This is a genomic window from Halobellus marinus, assembly GCF_032113415.1.
In the GTDB taxonomy this organism is placed as follows: domain Archaea; phylum Halobacteriota; class Halobacteria; order Halobacteriales; family Haloferacaceae; genus Haloquadratum; species Haloquadratum marinus.
Map to the genome: position 1 here is coordinate 1,176,157 of NZ_CP134946.1, position 18,140 is coordinate 1,194,296.

General features: G+C 68.2%; 19 protein-coding genes. 9 read left to right on the forward strand and 10 right to left on the reverse strand.

The window, feature by feature from the left end; all coding sequences use genetic code 11:
• Nucleotides 1-82: 82 nt before the first annotated feature.
• The gene (locus RJT37_RS06020) at nucleotides 83-610 is read right to left on the reverse strand and encodes a PIN domain-containing protein (protein ID WP_313688629.1); all 528 of its coding nucleotides are present in this window, start codon (nucleotides 608-610) and stop codon (nucleotides 83-85) included.
• Nucleotides 611-913 carry a UPF0175 family protein gene (locus tag RJT37_RS06025; RefSeq protein ID WP_313688631.1) on the reverse strand — a complete coding sequence of 101 codons (303 nt, stop codon included), beginning with the start codon at nucleotides 911-913 and terminating at the stop codon, nucleotides 611-613.
• A 169-nt stretch (nucleotides 914-1,082) separates the two neighbouring features.
• Here RJT37_RS06025 and RJT37_RS06030 point away from each other — a divergent pair, with 169 nt between their 5' ends.
• Together RJT37_RS06030 and RJT37_RS06035 are read left to right on the forward strand one after the other, a co-directional pair.
• Nucleotides 1,083-1,982 carry a pantoate kinase gene (locus tag RJT37_RS06030; RefSeq protein ID WP_313688633.1) on the forward strand — a complete coding sequence of 300 codons (900 nt, stop codon included), beginning with the start codon at nucleotides 1,083-1,085 and terminating at the stop codon, nucleotides 1,980-1,982.
• Nucleotides 1,983-2,411: 429 nt separating this feature from the next.
• Nucleotides 2,412-3,182 carry a 4-phosphopantoate--beta-alanine ligase gene (locus RJT37_RS06035; protein WP_313688634.1) on the forward strand — a complete coding sequence of 257 codons (771 nt, stop codon included), beginning with the start codon at nucleotides 2,412-2,414 and terminating at the stop codon, nucleotides 3,180-3,182.
• Between the two features lie 70 nt (nucleotides 3,183-3,252).
• On the opposite strand, the gene RJT37_RS06040 is transcribed toward RJT37_RS06035, so the two are convergent.
• The 4 genes from RJT37_RS06040 to pth2 form a co-directional block, all read right to left on the reverse strand.
• A complete protein-coding gene (locus tag RJT37_RS06040) occupies nucleotides 3,253-3,978 on the reverse strand; it encodes a DUF2103 domain-containing protein (protein WP_313688635.1) in 726 nt (241 codons plus the stop codon).
• A 44-nt stretch (nucleotides 3,979-4,022) separates the two neighbouring features.
• On the reverse strand, nucleotides 4,023-5,459 hold the full coding sequence (gene truD / locus RJT37_RS06045) for a tRNA pseudouridine(13) synthase TruD (protein WP_313688637.1): 1,437 nt from the start codon (nucleotides 5,457-5,459) through the stop codon (nucleotides 4,023-4,025).
• 57 nt (nucleotides 5,460-5,516) lie between these two features.
• Nucleotides 5,517-6,788 carry a PAS domain-containing sensor histidine kinase gene (locus RJT37_RS06050; RefSeq protein WP_313688639.1) on the reverse strand — a complete coding sequence of 424 codons (1,272 nt, stop codon included), beginning with the start codon at nucleotides 6,786-6,788 and terminating at the stop codon, nucleotides 5,517-5,519.
• 80 nt (nucleotides 6,789-6,868) lie between these two features.
• The gene (gene pth2 / locus RJT37_RS06055; protein WP_313688641.1) at nucleotides 6,869-7,207 is read right to left on the reverse strand and encodes a peptidyl-tRNA hydrolase Pth2; all 339 of its coding nucleotides are present in this window, start codon (nucleotides 7,205-7,207) and stop codon (nucleotides 6,869-6,871) included.
• Between the two features lie 137 nt (nucleotides 7,208-7,344).
• Between pth2 and dcd the strand changes: the two genes are divergently transcribed.
• The 7 genes from dcd (at nucleotide 7,345) to RJT37_RS06090 (ending at nucleotide 13,541) form a co-directional block, all read left to right on the forward strand.
• Nucleotides 7,345-7,986: a dCTP deaminase gene (dcd, locus tag RJT37_RS06060; protein WP_313688643.1), complete on the forward strand. Its 642-nt coding sequence runs from the start codon at nucleotides 7,345-7,347 to the stop codon at nucleotides 7,984-7,986.
• Nucleotides 7,983-8,891, forward strand: a complete 909-nt coding sequence (locus tag RJT37_RS06065; protein WP_313688645.1) for a thiamine-phosphate synthase family protein — start codon at nucleotides 7,983-7,985, stop codon at nucleotides 8,889-8,891. The genes dcd and RJT37_RS06065 overlap by 4 nt, the downstream gene beginning before the upstream one ends.
• Before the next feature lie 3 nt (nucleotides 8,892-8,894).
• Complete coding sequence (locus RJT37_RS06070) at nucleotides 8,895-9,635, forward strand: class I SAM-dependent methyltransferase (RefSeq protein ID WP_313688647.1); 741 nt, start codon at nucleotides 8,895-8,897, stop codon at nucleotides 9,633-9,635.
• Between the two features lie 176 nt (nucleotides 9,636-9,811).
• On the forward strand, nucleotides 9,812-10,801 hold the full coding sequence (locus tag RJT37_RS06075; protein ID WP_313688649.1) for a glutathione S-transferase family protein: 990 nt from the start codon (nucleotides 9,812-9,814) through the stop codon (nucleotides 10,799-10,801).
• Between the two features lie 75 nt (nucleotides 10,802-10,876).
• The gene (locus tag RJT37_RS06080; protein WP_313688650.1) at nucleotides 10,877-11,578 is read left to right on the forward strand and encodes a cob(I)yrinic acid a,c-diamide adenosyltransferase; all 702 of its coding nucleotides are present in this window, start codon (nucleotides 10,877-10,879) and stop codon (nucleotides 11,576-11,578) included.
• Nucleotides 11,579-11,590: 12 nt separating this feature from the next.
• Nucleotides 11,591-13,312: a cobyric acid synthase gene (locus RJT37_RS06085; RefSeq protein WP_313688652.1), complete on the forward strand. Its 1,722-nt coding sequence runs from the start codon at nucleotides 11,591-11,593 to the stop codon at nucleotides 13,310-13,312.
• Between the two features lie 52 nt (nucleotides 13,313-13,364).
• Nucleotides 13,365-13,541: a DUF8014 family protein gene (locus RJT37_RS06090; protein ID WP_311171436.1), complete on the forward strand. Its 177-nt coding sequence runs from the start codon at nucleotides 13,365-13,367 to the stop codon at nucleotides 13,539-13,541.
• Here the strand turns inward: RJT37_RS06090 and RJT37_RS06095 are convergent.
• The 4 genes from RJT37_RS06095 to RJT37_RS06110 all read right to left on the reverse strand — a co-directional run bounded on the left by RJT37_RS06095 (nucleotide 13,538) and on the right by RJT37_RS06110 (nucleotide 18,139).
• Nucleotides 13,538-14,269, reverse strand: coding sequence for a GNAT family N-acetyltransferase (locus RJT37_RS06095; RefSeq protein ID WP_313688654.1), 732 nt, complete (start codon nucleotides 14,267-14,269; stop codon nucleotides 13,538-13,540). The two genes, RJT37_RS06090 and RJT37_RS06095, sit on opposite strands and share 4 nt — an antisense overlap.
• Nucleotides 14,270-14,377: 108 nt before the next feature.
• A complete protein-coding gene (locus RJT37_RS06100; protein WP_313688656.1) occupies nucleotides 14,378-14,749 on the reverse strand; it encodes a DUF8055 family protein in 372 nt (123 codons plus the stop codon).
• Between the two features lies 1 nt (nucleotide 14,750).
• A complete protein-coding gene (locus RJT37_RS06105) occupies nucleotides 14,751-16,454 on the reverse strand; it encodes an NAD(P)-binding protein (protein WP_313688658.1) in 1,704 nt (567 codons plus the stop codon).
• On the reverse strand, nucleotides 16,451-18,139 hold the full coding sequence (locus RJT37_RS06110; protein ID WP_313688659.1) for an electron transfer flavoprotein subunit alpha/FixB family protein: 1,689 nt from the start codon (nucleotides 18,137-18,139) through the stop codon (nucleotides 16,451-16,453). Before RJT37_RS06110 ends, RJT37_RS06105 begins: the two co-directional genes overlap by 4 nt.
• Nucleotide 18,140: the final 1 nt, after the last annotated feature.

An 18,140-nucleotide genomic window follows, 5' to 3' on the forward strand; every position in this document is an offset into this window, starting at 1 on the left:
AGAGAGACAAACGCAGAGAGTCTCTCGCTGTTCCCGCGAGACAAGCAACGCTTGAGCCCGTAGCGTCGCTGTCGACCGCGAATCAGTCGCGCTCTTCGGCCGTTTCCTCGACCAACCGATCGGCCGTCTCGCGGAGTTCACCCGTCATATGGAGTCCCTCCGAGTCGAGACGACGGACGAGCGACTTCGCCGCCTCGGGTGTCATCCCTTCGTCGACGGCGCGGATGACGACACCAATCGTGCCGGTCACCGCAGCGTCGAATCCGCCGGCGACGGTTCTGACCCGTCGGTCGTCGGAGAGGACGGCGACGGACTCATCCTGCTCGACCGCCCGGAGCACCGCCGCGACGATCGCCACGTCGCCGTTCGTTTCGTCCTCACCGAGAACAGCCCTGGCCGTTCGATCATACTCTCCCGACTCCGTTTCAGGTGCCAGAGACACGGAATCGGCGTCGAGAAGCGCCTCTACGTTCCGTTCGGCCCGTTCGTCGCCGATCTCGTCGGCGACCGATCCCGGAATCAGGACGTGGCCGTCGAAATTCAGCAGTAGTTCTAGTTCGCCGACTCTCTCCAGGGCGATGAGCGTCGTCGCGTCCACATACACCTTCATTCACAGATCCAGTGCGGTCTCGGCGTCGTCTTCAAGATCGGCAGCCGACAGTTGTGTCGTCAGATTTCGTTCCCGGCAGATCTCCAGCCACTCCGCGAGCGGAACGCCGGCAACTCTTGCTGCCTCGTTGACCGAAATCTCCCCCGTCTGGTAGCGTTCGACCGCGACACGGACCCGTAACTGTTTGAGGCCCTTGTCGAGAGCTTTCCGAATCGTCGTGCTCCTGTCCTCCTCAAGGAGGGCAGCGACCTCCTCCAGTTCGTCCCGTTCGTCGTCGGGGATTCGGGCGCTTATCGATGGCACGTATACGTTGTACTACAACGTAATCGTATTTGAACCTATGCCCCAGCCGATCCGTTCGGCTCCGGAAACCGCGCCCGATTTAACCGGGGCCGCGCAACCGACTACCAATGACTGATACTGATTACTTTCGTCTCTTCCCACCGAGTGCCGTCAACGGGGGTGGCGCTCGGTGGTAAACAGTGAGAGTAATCAGTATGATGAGGCGGCGTTCGTCCCCGGGCACGTGACGGGCTTCTTCAGCGCGCATCCGGACGAGAACCCCGCAGCCGCGGGCTCCCGCGGCGCGGGGATCACGCTATCGCACGGCGTCGATGTGCGCGTCGAGCGCGGCGGGCACGGCGGTACTCCGGACGACGCCTCGCGCCAGGTCAGGCTGAACGGCGAGGCGATCGAGATCGACGCCGCCGCCCGCGTCCTCGAGGCTCTCGATGCGACCGACGCGAGGGTCGTCGCCGAGACGCCGCTGCCGGTTGGGGCCGGGTTCGGCGTCTCGGGGGCGATCGCGCTCGGCACCGCCTACGCGGTCAACGCGGCCTACGACAGAGGGCGGAGCGAAAACGACCTCGTGCGGATCGCCCACTGCGCCGAGGTCGAGGCGGGTTCCGGCCTCGGCGACGTGGTCGCACAGGCGCGCGGCGGACTCCCGATCCGGCTCGACCCCGGCGCCCCAGACCACGGGCAACTGGACGGCATCCCGGCCAGTCCGCGGGTCGAGTACGTCTCCTTCGGCCGGGTCTCGACCGAGGAGATTCTCTCCGGGGACACGACCGCCCTGACGGCGGCGGGCGAACGTGCGCTCTCGGACCTCCGAGAGGCGCCGACCCCCGAGCGTCTCGTCTCGCTGTCCCGCCGGTTCGCCCGCGAGGCCGACCTCCTCACCGACCACGTCGCCGACGCGATCGCCGCCGTCCGTGCCGCGGGCGGGGACGCCGCGATGGCGATGCTCGGCGAAACGGTCTTCGCGTTCGACGGTGGTCTCTCCGCGGCCGGCTACGACCCCGAGGTCTGTTCGGTCCACCCGGCGGGGGCGACGCTTCTCGCGGAAGACGGTGGGGACGACGACTGCTAGGATACTGTCGAGGTTGTCATAGAATGGTTGGTCTATCCTCTGTGCGAACTACTCAGTACAGGGCGTTTACCGTCCGATAGCATCCGCAAGCGAACGGAGTGAGCGAGCGGTTCTCCGACGGCGACCGGCGGTCGCCGTCGGGCTTTTTGGTGCAGATTTTTTGCGCGAGCGGTCGGCTTCGCCGACCCGAGCGGAAAAAAGGTGCGCACACAGACTTTCACGGCTGATTCGAGTGTGAGATCGTGAAACAAACACCGTGATACGTTTTCTATGACTCCTTGGACACTGTCGGCTGTCCGTCCCTGTAACCGGGGTCCATCCTCTCTCGAAACAGTTACCGTCGACAGTCTGAGCGGAGGCGGGGACGCAGGCGGGCGAACCACGCCGCCGAATCGGCCCGCTTTTCTTCCGCCCCGCGGATCCTCGGATATGAGCGAGATCGACGTTCCGGAGACTCACCCCCGGTACCAGTCGCTGCTCACGCGACACCGCATCGAGGCGGGCGTCGAGAAGGGGATCACGAGCAAGCAGGGGTTGATCGCCGAGGGGCGCGGCGAGGCGTTCGACTACCTGCTCGGCGAGGAGACGATCCCCTCGGCCGACGAGGCCGCCCGCGCCGCCGCCGCGGTGTTGCTGCTCGCCGAGCGGCCCGTCCTCTCGGTGAACGGCAACGTCGCCGCCCTCGTCCCCGGCGAGATCCTCGAACTCGCCGCCGCCGTCGATGCCGACGTCGAGGTGAACCTTTTCAACCGGACCGACGAGCGGATGCAGGCCATCGCCGACCACCTCAGGGAACACTGGACAGAATCGATCGACGACGCCGGCGTCGAACTGCGTGGCCTCGCCGCCGACGCCCGGATCCCGGGGCTCGACCACGAGCGCGCGACGGTCGACGCCGACGGCATCGGCGGCGCCGACGTGGTACTCGTCCCGCTGGAGGACGGCGACCGGGCGGAAGCGCTCGCGGCGATGGGCAAAACCGAGATCGTGATCGACCTGAACCCGCTGTCGCGCTCGGCGCAGTCGGCGTCGGTCCCGATCGTCGACAACATCCTCCGGGCGGTGCCGAACATCACCGAGCACGCCCGCGACCTCCAGTCGGCGTCCCGGTCGGAACTGGAAGCGATCGCCGGCGAGTTCGACCGCGAGGCGGCGCTGTCGGCGGCCGAAGACGCGATCCGATCCGGCGACCTGACGTGAGGGTGAGGAGATATCCGGCGACCTGACGTGAGGGTGAGGAGATATCCGGCGACCGCCCGGCCAGCGATTCCTATGCGTCCCGCAACTCCGCCTCGGTGAGCGCGTCGTTGAGGTCGTCGCGGACGAACTCGCCGGTCTCTCTGTCCATCGCGGTCGTCACGACGCGGTTCTCCTGGACGCTCGATCCGTCCCGCAAAAGCAAGCGGACGTTGCCGTTGTCGTCGGCGCGGGTCACCTTCGCCCGCAGTCCGGTCTGCGAGCCCATTCCGCCGGCGTCGATCGGCCCCGGCACGATCTTCTTCACGTGCGGGTGCCCGGCGACGACGCCGATAGCCCGTCTGCCCGCACGGCCGCCGATCAAAGTCGAGTGAGCGCCGCCGAGTTTCTCCTGCGGCGGCGTCTCGACCACCTCAAGCGAGCGCTCCCCGCGGCGCTCCAGGACCCGCTCGACGGGATCGTCCCCCGCAATGCGGTAGAACTCGTGGTGCAGTTGCGCACGTGCCTCCCGGAGGACGTCGCGGTTCCCGGCAGCAAAAACGGTCTCCGGGCGCTTGCGACGCACCTCGTCCGCGACGCGACCAGCGAAGTTCCGGAGTTCGACGACCTCCGCCTCGGGGTCCTCCTCCGGGACGGTCGTCAGCGCGGTCCGGCCGACGACCGTCTGCTCGTCGAGCATCGTCAGTTCGGCGCGGTCCCGCTCGAAGACGACGACCACGGCGTCGCAGTTGGCCGTGTTGCAGACCAGACAGTAGTCGCCGGGGCGTTCGAGGGGCGTACCGCACCGCCGACAGTCCATACCGGACGCAGACGACGGGCGAACAAAAGCACGGCTATGTGGTACTACAGTTCGGTCGGACTCGTCTTCAGGTACTCCCGCAGGAGCACCGTCGCGTACGACCCCGACGGGAGCGAGAAGCCGAGTTCGTACGCGTCCTCGGTGGGTTCACACTCGACGTCGACGCGCGTCCGCAGGAGAACTGCCCGCCGCGTCCCCGTCGAGTGGAACTCGCCCGGGAGGTCAAAATCGTCGGGTGCGAGACCCAGGTCGTCGAGTACGGCGCGCTCGACGTCGCCGGGCTCGCCGTCAGCCAGTTCCGTCTCGGTGCCGACGAGCGGCGCGGTCACGAACGCCCGCCCGCGCTCGCAGTGGCGACGCATCACGTCGACGCGGCGCTCGCTTGCGACCTGTGTCCGGCCGGTGTCCGGGCGGTAGAGTCCCGCGGGCGCGTCGGTGTCGGCAAAGCAGACGACGTCGCCGGCGACTGGGCGGGCCAGTGGGAGCCCCCGGGACAGCCGCTCGCTGACGATGCAGTTGAACGCGTACGACTGCGCGGCGTTGACGAAGAGCCGCTGGAGGTTCTCCGGGACGGCTTCGAGTGCGTGACGCCAGTCGGCGGGGGTCTCGTCGCCGTCGGCCGCGAGGCGATGCAGCATCGACCGCTCGAAGCGGAGCGCCCCGGGCATCCGATCGAGTGCGCCGGCCCAGTCAGGATCGGCACTTTCGGCCTGCTCGTCGACGTACGCCCGGGCTTCCTGCGTCGCCTCCGGTTCGGCGTCGGAGGGGTTGCCGACGTACGTCAGCACCGCCTCGCGCCACTCGCTGCGAGCGAGACACAGGCCGACCTCGTGGGTGACGGGCCGACGGCTCCCGAACCGCTGGTGGCCGAAGTAGTTCGGGACCGCGACGTCGACGGGGTCGGTTGCTCCGCCGCGCGTTTCCTCTGCGTCGTCGCCGCGGTGCTCCCCGGCGTCGCCGTCGCTTTTGTTTGCTTTCTCGCGTTCGCCGTGTACCCGCGCGTGCAACTCGTCGGTAATCGCTTCGACGGTCCCGACGTTGGCGTCGCGCACACGAATCTCAAAGGCGTTGCCGGCCAGGTCGCCGAAGTGGAGTTCGCGCCCGACGCGGCCCAGGACCTCGATTTCGGCGTCGGAGATCTCGGGGACCTCGTCGGGATCGACGTTTGCGAGCGTGAACAGCTGTGTCGTGACTGCGTGTTTGTCCTTCGTCCCCGCCCAGGAGATCCGCTCGCGGCTCGCCCCCAGCGCGTTCGAGAGGCGCTGGACGAAGTCGTTCGTGTCCCACCGGTACAGCGTGGCCCGGATCAGCAGGTGCGGATAGTCACCGGGGTCGGACGCGAGGGGTTCCGGCTCCATCCGTTCGAGTTCGCGGACGCGGAAGTCCTCGGGCGTCGTTCGCAGGCGGCCGCCGGTCCCGTCGGCGTCGCTGTCGTAGTACTCGATGCCGACGCGCCGTTCGAGCGGATGTGCCTCGCGCATTCGGTCGGGTCGGGATTCCCGCCCGGGGAGTAAGGTCTCTCCGGTTCCGGAGCCAACTCAGCCGCCAAAGCTGTGGGTCTCCGTCATCTCGGCGTCGTTTCTGCTCCTGCCTCGCCGTTGACCCCCGCTGCCGTCCGTTCGGCTGTCGGCGTCGCGGTCGTCGGCTTGCCGATCGGCGCTGTCATCCTCGCTTCCCTGAGCGGCGTCTCGGTCGTTGTCCCGGCTTTCGACGCCGCTGTTTGGCGTTTCCCGACTGGAGTCCGTCCTTGGTTCCGGCTCCATCCCGGTAATCTCGAACCGCGCGCCGCCGGCGTCGGACTCGCCGACGGTGACGTCCCAGCCGTGGGCCTCCGCGGCGGCGGCGACGATATTCAGTCCGAAGCCCGTCCCGCCGTCGGCGGTGGTGTATCCGTACTCGAAGATCCGATCCGGATCGGCCGCTCCGATCCCGGGGCCGTCGTCGGCGACGACGACACCCTCGGGGAGCGCCGAGACTGTCACCGTGACGTCGGCGCCGTCCGCGCTCCCGTGTCTGATCGCGTTCTCGAAGAGGTTCTCGAAGAGGCGCCGCAGCCGTCCCTCGTCGGCCGTGACGGTCCCCAGGTTGTCGTCGAAGACGAGTTTCGCTTCGGCCTCGGTCCGGTCTCTGCCCCGGTAGTGGTGTCGCGCGCCGGCGTCGTCCCCGCCGACCGCCTCCCAGGCCGCAGTCACCAGGTCATTCAGATCGACCCGTGTGAGTTCGGTGACCCGGCCCCCCTCGTCGACGAGCGTGCGGACGTCGTCGACGATGGCGGCCATCCGGTCGTGGACGCGGTCCAGCCGATTCAGGAACTCCTCGCCACCCTCGACTGTCGACCGCAGGATGTCCACCTGCGCCTGGGCGGCGTTCAGGGGGCTCCGGAGGTCGTGGGACAGCACCTCCCCGAACCGTTCGAGTTCGCGCTCGCGCTCCACGCGGTCGGTCACGTCCCGGACGACGCACGCGAGGCAGTCCCGCCCGTCGACCGTCGTCGTCGACACAGTGGATTCGGCCCAGAACGTCGATCCGTCGGCTCGCTCGGCCTCCCAGAGGTAGGTCGCCGAGCCAGTTTCCGCGGCCGCCCCGCGGGCCGCCGTTCGCGCGTCGGCCGCTCGCTCCGGATCCGCGGCGTAGACAGCGGGATCGAGACCGCGGAACGTCTCGGGGGAGTAACCGAAGATCGCCTCGACGGCGTCGTTGGCCGCGACGGTCGCGCCGCTCTCGGCGTCGCGGACGATCACGGCGTCGCCGAGGTCGTCCACGATCGCCGGGAGCGTGCACTCGGTGTCCGAACCCCCGGAATCGCTCATTGCCTGCTTCTCAGTTCGGACCCGTGGTAAGTCGTTTGGCCGTTTCACCGCCCCACGGGCGGCCCTGCTGGCGGAACCGATCAGTACAGCGAAAGATCGCCCGTCACCCGGTCGACCTCAGCCTCGTCGCCGGGACCGACCGCCAGACAGGTCACCGTCCCCGGGTCCAGCTGGGTGTGACCGGCGTCCCGAACGATCGCGTTCGGCAGCCCGAGCCGTTCGGCCTCGTCGGCGAGGCGGAACAGCTCCGATTCGCCGCTGGCTTTGAGGACGACCTTCTTCTGCCCCTCTCCTTTCCACCGTTTTCTCGTCCGCTCGTCTGTGTCCTCGTAGGCCGACAGGGCGGCGTGTGCGACCTGCGCGGCGAGTTTGCCGCGTCCCATCCCGAGGTCAGTACGGGCGACGATGGCCTGTTTCATACGCGACGGTGGCGGGCGAGATCCTATATGTCCTCGCTTTGTGTGCCCGCCTCGGTGTATATGTCCTCGCTTTGTGTGCCCGCCTCGGTGCTCGAAAGCGGGTGACTTTACATCGGTCGCTCCCACTCACCTGTACGATGATACTCTCAGACGACGACATCCTCGCGCGCCTGGAGGCCGGCGACCTCGTCGTCGAACCCATCGACGACCTCGATATGCAGGTCCAGCCGGCGAGCCTGGATCTCCGGCTCGGCGAGGAGTTTCTGGAGTTCCAGCGGACGAACATCTCGTGTATCCACCCGAATCGCGAGTCGGAGGTTTCCAAGTACGTCAGCGAGACGACCGTTCCGGAGGGCGAGGAGTTCATCCTCCACCCCGGCGATTTCGTGCTCGGAACGACCAAAGAACGCGTCGAGATCCCGCCGGATTTGCTTGCGAGCGTCGAGGGGCGCTCCTCGCTCGGCCGACTCGCGGTCGTGATTCACGCGACTGCAGGGATCGTCGACCCGGGCTACAAGGGACAGATCACGCTCGAACTCTCGAACCTCGGGACTGCACCGGTCGCGCTCACTCCCGGGATGCGCGTCTCCCAGTTGATCTTCACCGAACTCACCCAGCCCGCGGCGCGCCCCTACGGCGTCGAGCGCGGCTCGAAGTACCAGGACCAGGAGGGTCCGCAAGCGTCCCGGATCGGCGCCGATCCCGAGTTCGCCGGGGGAGGAGGTGACGGGACTGACGCCGGGGCGAAAGAGACGGACGGAGGTGCAAAAGGGGAATGAGATTCATCGAGGAGGTCGTCGTCGAGGAGTTCCTCCCGACGTTCCGCTCGATGCTGGCGGAGGAACTCCGCGAGAGGGGGCTCACCCAGCACGAAGTGGCCGAAACGCTGGGCATCAGCCAGAGCGCCGTCTCGAAGTACGCACACGGTGAGATCAACCGCCGCGAGGAGGTACTTTCGGACGAGCGGGTCGCCGACCTCGTCGAGCGGATCGCGGACGGCCTGACGACTGGCGATATGACCAGCGTGCAGGCGCTCGTCGAGGCGGAGGTGCTCGTCCGCCGACTCGAGGAGGGCGACCTCCTCGCGCGACTCCACGAACAAGCGATGCCGGAACTGGCGGAATACGACGGGTACGGCCGGATCCACGACCCCGAGAGCGCCCTCCGGACGAGCGAGCAGGTGCGCTCGTCGGTGCGGCGGGCGCTCCGCCGACTGACAAACACGAGCGGCTTCGCTGGGCTCATCCCGAACGTCGGCTCGAACCTCGTGGAGTGTCTCCCCGAGGCGGCGACCGTGGACGACGTCGCGGGCGTCCCCGGGCGGATCTTCGACGTGAAGGGTCGCGCGACGGTCCCCGGGGATCCGGAGTTCGGCGTCAGCGAGCACGTCGCCTCCGTGCTCCTGTCGGCCCGGGACGCCGGTCGCGACGTCCGCGCCGCGATCAACGTCCGCTACGACCCCGAGATCGTCGCGACGCTCGAAGCGGCCGGCTACGACGCCGTAGAGTTCGATCCCGACGCGCCGACCGATCCGATCCGCGAGTCCCTCGCCGACCGCGAGGACCTCCCGGAGACGTTCGTCTGTTATCAGACCGGCGGCTACGGCATCGAACCGATCACCTACGTCCTCGGCCCCGACGCCGACGCAGTCGTCGCGGCGGTCAAGGAACTGCTCCGGGGGTGAGGGATGGCTTTCGATGACCGCGACGACGCCGATGACGTCAGTTCAGACGCGGACCGTTCTGCGGGCATCCGCGCGACACAGGAGTTCTACACGCGCTACGCGAGACTGTACGATCTGATCGCGCGACACACGCCCGGCGTGGAGCGACTCCGGGCCGCGGTCGTCGACGCGCTCGACCCGGGCCGCGGCGACGTCGTCGTCGAGATGGGCTGTGGGACCGGCGCGAACTTCCCGAAACTCCGCGAGCGGGTCGGCCGCGGCGGGATCGTGGTCGGGGTCGACGTCGCTCCCGGGCCGCTTGCGATCGCCCGGGAGCGGATTGCCCGGGCCGGCTGGCACAACGTCCACGTCGTCCGCGGCGACGCCGCCCGGCCGCCGATCGACGACGCCGACGCGGTTCTGGCGACGTTCCTCTCGGGGATGCTCACAGAGCCCGCAGCGGCGGTCGAGACGTGGGCAGACCTCGTCGGTCCGGGTGGGCGGCTCGCACTGCTCGATCTCGGACGGACTGCCCGCCCGCTCGCCCGGCCGCTGAACCTACCGTTCCGAGCGCTCGTTCGCGCATCCGCTCCACCCGGGTCAGGCGAGCGACACGGGGCGTCACCGACACACGCGCTCGACCGGCGACTCCTGGCGGCACACCGCGAACTCGACCGCGTCTGCGAGGACGTCACGCGCGGGACCCGGACACTGGGCTTTGCTCGCGTCGCCGGCGGTCGGGTGGTCGGGACGGAGGAGCGATAACCGGAACTTCCGGGTGCCGCCCACGAACCTCGGCCGGCGGTCGTGTGCGAACTCCGCTCTGCGCCGAACGACTTACACCGTTCACGCTCTACTTTCGGGACGATGATTCGATCAGCAACGCCCCTCTCTGTGCTTCCCCGTTCGAGCCGAGCGACGATGCGCCGAGGTGGTCGCCGATGAATATGCTCGTCGACGGCGAGTGGCGGACCGACGCTTACCAGACGACCAACGAGGCCGGCGAGTTCGACAGACAGGAGACGTCGTTCCGCGACTGGATCCAGGACAACCCGGACGCCGAGTATCCGGCGGAGTCGGGCCGCTATCACGTCTATATCTCTCGGGCCTGCCCGTGGGCGCATCGCGTCGCGATGACCCGGCGGCTGAAGGGTCTCGAAGACGACATCTCGCTTTCGATCGTCGAACCCGTCCGCCACGACGACGGCTGGGAGTTCTCCGAGGAGTATCCCGACCCGCTCTACGGCGAGGACTACCTCCGCGACATCTACTCCCGCGCGGACTCGGAGTTCACCGGTCGCGTGACCGTTCCGGTCCTGTGGGACAAAGAAGGGGAGACCATCGTCAACAACGAGTCCCGCGAGATTATGCGGATGCTCGAAACCGAATTCGAAGGCGATGTCGACCTCTGGCCGGCGGGCTACCGCGAGGACGTCGACGAGGCGATCGACGAGATCTACGACCCTATCAACAACGGCGTCTACCGCGCCGGGTTCGCGGACACCCAGGCGGCATACGAGACTGCGGTCGACGATGTTTTTGACGCGCTCGACCACTGGGAGTCGGTCCTCGACGACCAGCGCTTCCTCGTGGGCGAGGTACTCACCGAGGCCGACATCGCGATGTTCGCGACGCTGATCCGCTTCGATCACGTCTACCACACCCATTTCAAGTGCAACCGCCGGGCGATCCACGAGTACCCGAACCTCTGGAACTACACGAAGGAGCTGTACCAGCTTCCGGGCGTCGCCGAGACGGTGAACGTCGACCACATCACCCGGCACTACTATATGAGCCACGGCGACGTGAACCCGAAGCGGCTCGTCCCGACGGGCCCCGACATCGACTTCTCCGAACCGCACGACCGCGACCGGCTGCCGGCTGATCTCCCGCCGGCGCTCCAGGGCGCCGCCGCCGTCGCCGACGACTGAGTCGGAGCGTCCGTCTGCAGCCGCACTCCCTGCCCGCTCCGTCGCCTTCTTGTCCGCCGCCTCCCACTCCCCGGTATGACTGACGACGACCCCGCGGCGACGACGCCGTCGGAGACGCGACGCGGCACGCCCGGCGGCGGCGTCCGCCCCTCTGCCGACGACATCGAACCCGCCGCGCCCGAGGAGTTCGGCCTGGTGCAGGCGTGGTGGGGCGACGGCAAGGGCAAGACCACCGCGGCGCTCGGGATGGCCTTCCGCGCGGCAGGCCACGGCTACCGTGTGCATCTCCTCCAGTTTTTGAAGGGCGGCGCGGACTCCGTCGAGAGCGTCCGCGGCGAGTACAACGCCATCGCGGCCGTGCCGGGGATAACCTACGAGAACACGGGCCACTACGGCTGGCACGGGATGCTCGACGGCTCAGACGAGGACGAACACCGGGCGAAGGCCCGCGGCGCACTCGCCCGCGCTGAGGACCTCATCGAAGCCGCAACCGACGCGGACCTGACCGCGCCCCTCGATCTCGACGCCGATCCCGAGGCGGGCGTCCACTTGCTGGTCCTCGACGAGATCCTCTACGCCGTCGATCAGGGGCTCATCGAGGAGTCTGCGGTGCTCGATCTGATCGACGCGAAGCCGGAGGACCTCGAACTCGTCCTGACCGGGAGCCACACCGAGCCGACGTACCTCCTCGACGCCGCCGACCTGGTCAGCGAGGTCCGGAAACTGAAGCATCCCTTCGACGCGGGGATCCGCGCGCGGAAGGGCACCGAGTACTGACCTCTCGCACCGATGGCGGACTCTCTCGACAACACGACCGACGTCCCTGAACAGGCGCTCGACGCAACCACCATTCTCGTCGCGGGGACAGCGAGCCACGCCGGCAAGAGCACCGTCGCCGCGGGTCTCTGTCGTCGCCTTGCGGACCTCGGTGTGGACGTCGCGCCGTTCAAGGCGCAGAATATGAGCAACGAGGCGCGCGCGGTCGTGCGGCCGGCGGCGGTCCGGAACGTGGAGCCAGGCGCATCCTCCGCTGTACCGGATCCCGCACGCGACGCCGAGGCCCCGGCGTTCGGCGAGATCGGCGTCTCCCAGTACGTTCAGGCGCGGGCGGCTGGCGTCCGGCCGACGACCGACCACAACCCCGTCCTGCTGAAGCCCCGTGGCGAGGGCGAATCCCAACTCGTCGTCGACGGCGTCGCGGTCGGCCACTACGCCGCCGGCGACTACTACGCCGAGCACTGGGAGGACGCCCGCGCGGCGGCAGAAGCGGCGCACGCGCGTCTGGCGGCCGCACACGACGTCGTCGTCGCCGAGGGAGCCGGGTCGATCGCGGAGGTGAACTTCCACGACCGCGACTTAGCGAACGTCGAGACGGCGCGCTTCGCCGACGCGGCTATCCTCCTCGTCGCCGACATCGAACGCGGCGGCGTCTTCGCGTCGATTCTGGGGACCGTGGAACTGCTGCCCGAGGACGTCCGCGAGCGGGTCGTCGGCGTCGCCATCACGAAGTTCCGCGGCGATCGGTCGCTGCTGGAACCCGGAATCGACGAGATCGAAGCCCGGACCGGCGTGCCCGTGCTCGCGGTCCTCCCGTACGACGATCCCGGGCTCCCCGAGGAGGACAGCGTCTCGCTGCCGGCCGTCGGCGAGCGGGCGGTCCGCGGCGACGACGACGGCGTGCCTGACGCACAGAGCGTTACCGTCGCCGTGCCACGGCTCCCGCGCGCGTCCAACACTGCTGACGTCGATCCGCTCGCCGCCGTCCCGGGTGTCCGCGTCGCGTTCGTCCCGCTCGACGCGTCGCTTTCGGACGCCGACGGGGTCGTGCTGACCGGCACGAAGAACACCGCGGACGACCTGCGCGCGATCCGGGAGGCGGACCTGCACCAGCGTCTGCGAGCGTTCGAGGGCCCCGTCGTCGGGCTCTGCGGCGGGTACCAGCTCCTCGGCGAGCGCCTCGTCGCCGCCGACGTCGAGGGCGTCGCCGACGAGTCGACGCTCCGGGGAATCGGACTGCTGCCGGTCGAGACCGCCTTTTCTCAACGAAAGCGTGTCGCTCCGGCGACGTGGCACGTGGATGGTTCAGGACCACTCGCGGGCGCGTCGGGCGTCGTCGACGGCTACGAGATCCACGCGGGCGAGACGCGGCCGGTTGCGCTCGCGCGCGACGAGCCGGTCGATGCACCCCGCGAGGAGTCGACCGCGACGCCCGCAGCCGCATCGATCGAGACGCCGTTCTCCGCCGCCGACAGGGAGCCGATCTCCCTCGGCGCTGCGACGGGAACGGTCCTCGGAACTTACCTTCACGGGCTCTTCGAGAACGAAACGGCACGCACGGCGTTCGTCGAAGCCGTCTTCGAGCACGCGGGAGTCTCGCGGCCGGGGGCGTCCCCATCGCCGGCGACTGCGGGGCCAGACGACCCTGTTGAGCCGCCAGATCCGTACGCACGTGCTGCGGCGCTCGTCGAACAGATCCCGCTCGACGCGCTCTGTCCGGACGTGGAGCGCTGACCACCGGAGCGGGACACAGAAGCTATAGTCCGGCGCTGTCCCAATTGTCCGTATGGCCGAGACCTGCACGGAGGCAGAGTGCGACCGGACCGCGGCGGTCCGACTCCACATTCCGTGGGCCGAAAACAGAGTCGTCTGTGCGGCACACGGGCGGGCGCTCGGACAGCAGGACGGCGTCGTGGTCGAGCCGCTTCCCGACGCCGACGGGCGGGAAGGGTGGCCCGGCTAGATCCAGACGGCCATCATCACCTCGTCGACGTACTCGCCGTCGATCCGGTAGTGGTCCTCGCGCGTGGCCTCGATCTCCCAGCCGTGGTCTTTGAGGAACTCGATCGCCTTCTCGTTCGTCGAGGGGATGCTGTTGTAGATCCGCTCGTAGCCCTCCTCGCCCGCCCACTCCAGCCCGCGCTGGAGCAGGTGGCTGCCGATCCCGTTACGGCGGTACTCCGGAAGCACACCGACGGTGAGTTCCGCGGTGTGGCTCAGCTTCTCCAGTTCAGGGTGGGTCAGGTTGGTCCACCCGACGACGTCGCCGTCGACGGTGGCGACGAAGAACACCCGTGACTGGACGTCGTCGTGACGGAAGAGCACCCGCTCGTTGTCGAGGATGTCGGCGATGTTCTCCGCGACGACGTCGCGCCCGTCGGCGACGGTCTCGCGGATCACCTCGACGAGTCCCGAGTGATCCGGCTGCCGCGCGGGGCGGATCGAGAAGGTCACGTCCCCCTCGGAGAACGTCGTCGCGGTGTCGCCGTCGAAATCGCCTTCGAACGTGGTCTCCAGTTTGCCGTTCGTCTCTTTGAGGCGCCCGTCCCGTTTGAGGATCGTGACGTGGTTTCCGAACGCCCCCTGATCGAACCCGAGTTCGTCCCGGACCTGCTCACGGTCGACCGGCCCGAACTCGTCGACGTACTCGTAGATGGCCTCCCGGCTCTTGTGGTCGAGGGTCTCGTTCATACGTGATCGTTCCACACACAACTATTTATGATTAATTGTGATTATTATCTCGCGGCACGTCGGTGAGCAGTTGTTTATCGGCGAGGCGGCACGTCGGTGAGCAGTTGTTTATCGGCGGGACGGCACGTCGGTGAGCAGCTGCGCCGTATCGCGAATATTGTGCGTCTCCACGAGCAGTTCTGCTGCCGTTCTGACGGTCACGTCGGGGTCGTGCTCGGAGCCGTAACACCGGAGATACAGGGTCAACCCGTCGTGAAGCGCCTGGTCGAGCCGCGAGAAGTCCTCGCTGGTCAGGCGGACGTGGTCGGCCCCGGTCCGGGCGTCGATATAGAGCGTGACAGCCGGGCCGAACACCTCGCGGAGATACTCCAGTGCCTGCTCCTCCGCCGGTGGCGATTCGGGTGGTTCGAACGACGCCCGCGCCGCGCGGGCCTGCTCGGCCAGGTCGGCGATGCGCTCGGTGTACGGCGAGGGTTCCATCTTATCCCTGCCGGTATTCGACCCCCTTGCCGCCCCGGGGGTGCTCCCAGTCGGTGTCGGCCACGATGGCGCAGGTGCCGCACTCGACGCAGGGCTGGGTGTCGAGGCTCACGACGGTTCGTTCCTCGCCGTTCGTCCGAACGGTCTCCGACCGGTAACAGCCGCCGCCGAAGTCGCGGGCGCTGACCGGGCAGGCGGTCACGGCGTCGCCGCTGGCCGCTGCCGAGTCGTCGACGAGTTCGATGTGGGGGTTGCCGATGTCGATGTCGTAGGTCAGATCGCCGATACGGTCGGCCAGATCCGGCGGGTGCACGTCGTTTTCGGTCTCGATCGGTTCGCCCAACTCCTCGGCGATGACCGTCGGGAGCGTGACGTACGGCGTGCGGGTGTCCGGCACCATCATCGCGAGGAACGGCGACTCGTAGAGGCCTTCGAGGCGGTCGCCGAGCGCGCGGACCCCGAACCGGCCGATCGCGGAATCTAAGAGCGCGTCGGTGACGTTCGTGACCGGATCGTTCTCCGCTACCGCTCGAACCGCCCGGTATCGGCTCGGCCGGAGCTTCTCCATCACGCCCTCGTCGCGGAGCTTCCGCTCGTAGAGGTCGCCGGCCGCGTCCGGGTCGTTTCGCGACTGTGCCTCCGCGAACGCCTCCGCGGCGAGCGCGCCGGCGGTGACGGCGTGGTTCATCCCCTTGATGATCGGCCCCTGGGCCTGCATCTGGCCGCCGGCGTCGCCGACGAGGACCAGTCGACCCTGGTGGGGCGAGGGATGGGCGACCTTCTTCGAGTCCGGAACGAGCTTCGCACCGTACTCCAGTTCCTCGTAGCCGTCGTCCAGCCAGCGCGCCATAAGTGGGTGCGTGAGCAGCGCGTCGAGCAGTTCGTGAGGCTCGGCCGCCTCCGCGACGAGGCTGTCGAGGTGGAAGACGGTCCCGATCGAGAGGGTGTCCTCGTTCGTATAGAGGAACCCGCCCCCGCGGACGTCCTCGAAGAGGTCGCCGGAGAAGAGGTGTGCTTCACCCTCGCCCTCGGCGATGTCGAACCGCTCTTCGACTGCGCCGTCGGGCAGGTCGACCACCGCCTTCACGCCCTGGAACCACTCTTCAGGCTCGTCCCAGTCCATCAGCCCGGCGTCGCGGGCGAGTTCGCTGTTGACGCCGTCGGCGGCGACGACGAAATCCGCCTCGATCGGCTCGAGTTCGTCGCAGGTCACGCCGACGATATCACCGTTCTCGCGGAGCAGGCCGTTGACCCGCACGTCGGTGAGCAGGCCGCCGCCGGTCTCGCGGGTCAGTTCGTGAACCCGGTCAGCAAGCCACGAGTCCATCTTCCGCCGGAGGACCGCGTCGGACCACTCGGTGTCGTGCTCGTGGAGTTCGGTGATGTCGAAGGTCTTCACCTGGTCGCCGGCGACGTTGTGAAGGTAGTAATCGGTGACGGGGCGCTCTGCGGCGGCCTCACGGAAGTCGGGGAACAGATCGTCGATCGTGTACGGCGCCGACTCCTCGGCGTAGATGAGGCCGCCGGAGACGTTCTTCGCCCCGGCGTCGACGCCCCGCTCCAGCACCAGCGTCTCCACATTGTTCCGTGCGAGCACCGCGGCGGCGGCGGCGCCACCCGGTCCCGCGCCGACGACGACGGCCTCGTAGTGTTCGTGGTCGCCATCGCCGGCGCTCGTGAGTTCGGATCCGTCGGCGGCGCTCATTCGCGCTCACCTCCGTCGGCGACGGCCGGAGCCTCCCACTCCCCGGCCTCGACGGCGTCGATCAGACCGGGCAACACCTCGAAGAGGTCGCCCTCGATGAAGTAATCCGAGAAGTCCCGGATGTCCGCGTCGGGATCGGTGTTGATCGCGACGATGGTGTCGGATTCGTCCATCCCGACCTTGTGCTGGATGGCACCGCTGATGCCCGCCGCGATGTAGAGGTCGGGCTCGACGACCTGGCCCGTCTCACCGATCTGTCGGTCCTCCCCGGTGTAGGATTCGACGTGGCCCTCGAACTGGTAGGAGGAGGTGACGATCCCCCGCGTGATGCCGAGCGTGGCGTCCTCGAACGCGTCGACGAGGTCGAGGCCGAGTTCGATCCCCCGGGTGGGATCGTCGCCAATGCCGCGCCCGAGCGCGACGACGACCTCGTGTCCCGTGAGGTCGACGCCGCCCTCCAGCCGGTCGTACTCCTCGATCTCGACGCGGAACCACCCGTCGTCGAGATCGAACTCGTGTTCGACCACCTCGCCCTCCCGCTCGGGCTCCGGCTCCGGCAGCTCGAAGCTCCCGGGGATGACCGACGCGCCCTGCGGGTGGAACTCCCGGCTGGGGTTGTCGAGACAGAGGATCGTCGAGTACTCGAAGCCGCTGAAGTCCGGGCGCTTCATGTGGAGGACGCGCTCGAACTCCCGGTCCTCGCCGCCCGTCTTCGCGGGGTTGGAGATGACCGCGTTCTCGATGTAGAGCCCCGAACAGTCGCTTGCGAGCCCCGAGTCGAGTTCGGCCTGCACCTGCGCCGAGAGGTCCCGCCCGTTGTGCGTCGCCGGGAAGAGGACGTATCGCGGCTCGTCGTAGTCGCGCCACTCCGCGGGATCGGGGTTGCCCGCGCCGGGGTCGCCGCCCCAGCGCGCCATATCGCAGAACACGCGGGTGTACGGCTCGTGGCGGAAGCGCTCCAGCCGGGGGTCCTCGTGGTAGACGACTGTGTCCGCGCCGTAGGCGATACACTCGTCTGCGAGCTCCGAGACGCCGTCGCCGATCAGCACGGCGACGACCTTCTCGTCGGCACCGGAAGACTCGTCTTCCGAGCCTCCGCTCGCGGAGACGCCGTAGTCGTCGTTGTACTCGTCCATCAGCGCCCGCGCCTTCCCGAGCATCTCCCGGGAGACGTCGATCAGGCCGCCCGCCTGCGTCTCACAGTACACCCACATATCGCCGTAGGCGCCGTCATCGATGGCGCGGACGTGGCGCTTGTCCGCAGTCGGGTGATCCAGGTCCGGGTGCTTCTCCTCGGGCGGGATCACCTCCGCGGCCTCCTTCTCGCTGCCGCGCACCGAATCCAGGCGGTTCTCGATCAGCGTCAGCACGCTGTTTCGGCTTTCACCTGCCTCCTCGGCGTCGCGGAGCCGCTCCAGTTCGTCCACCTCGTCGATGTCCTGGAGCGCGTTGCCCACCTCGGCGGCGCTCATCTCTGTGGGGTCGATCCCGTCGCCGTCGTCGGTGTCGTCCTCGCTGAACTTCTCGATCCGGCTCTCGATTATGGTCTTCGCACCCGCGCGGTCCTCCCCCCCGCGCTCCGCCTCCAGAAGTGCCTGGAGCGTCTCGACGTCCTCGATACTCTGCACCTCTGGGCCCAACTCCGGAATCGTGTACTCGCCGGGATCGAACGGTGTCTCGGTCATA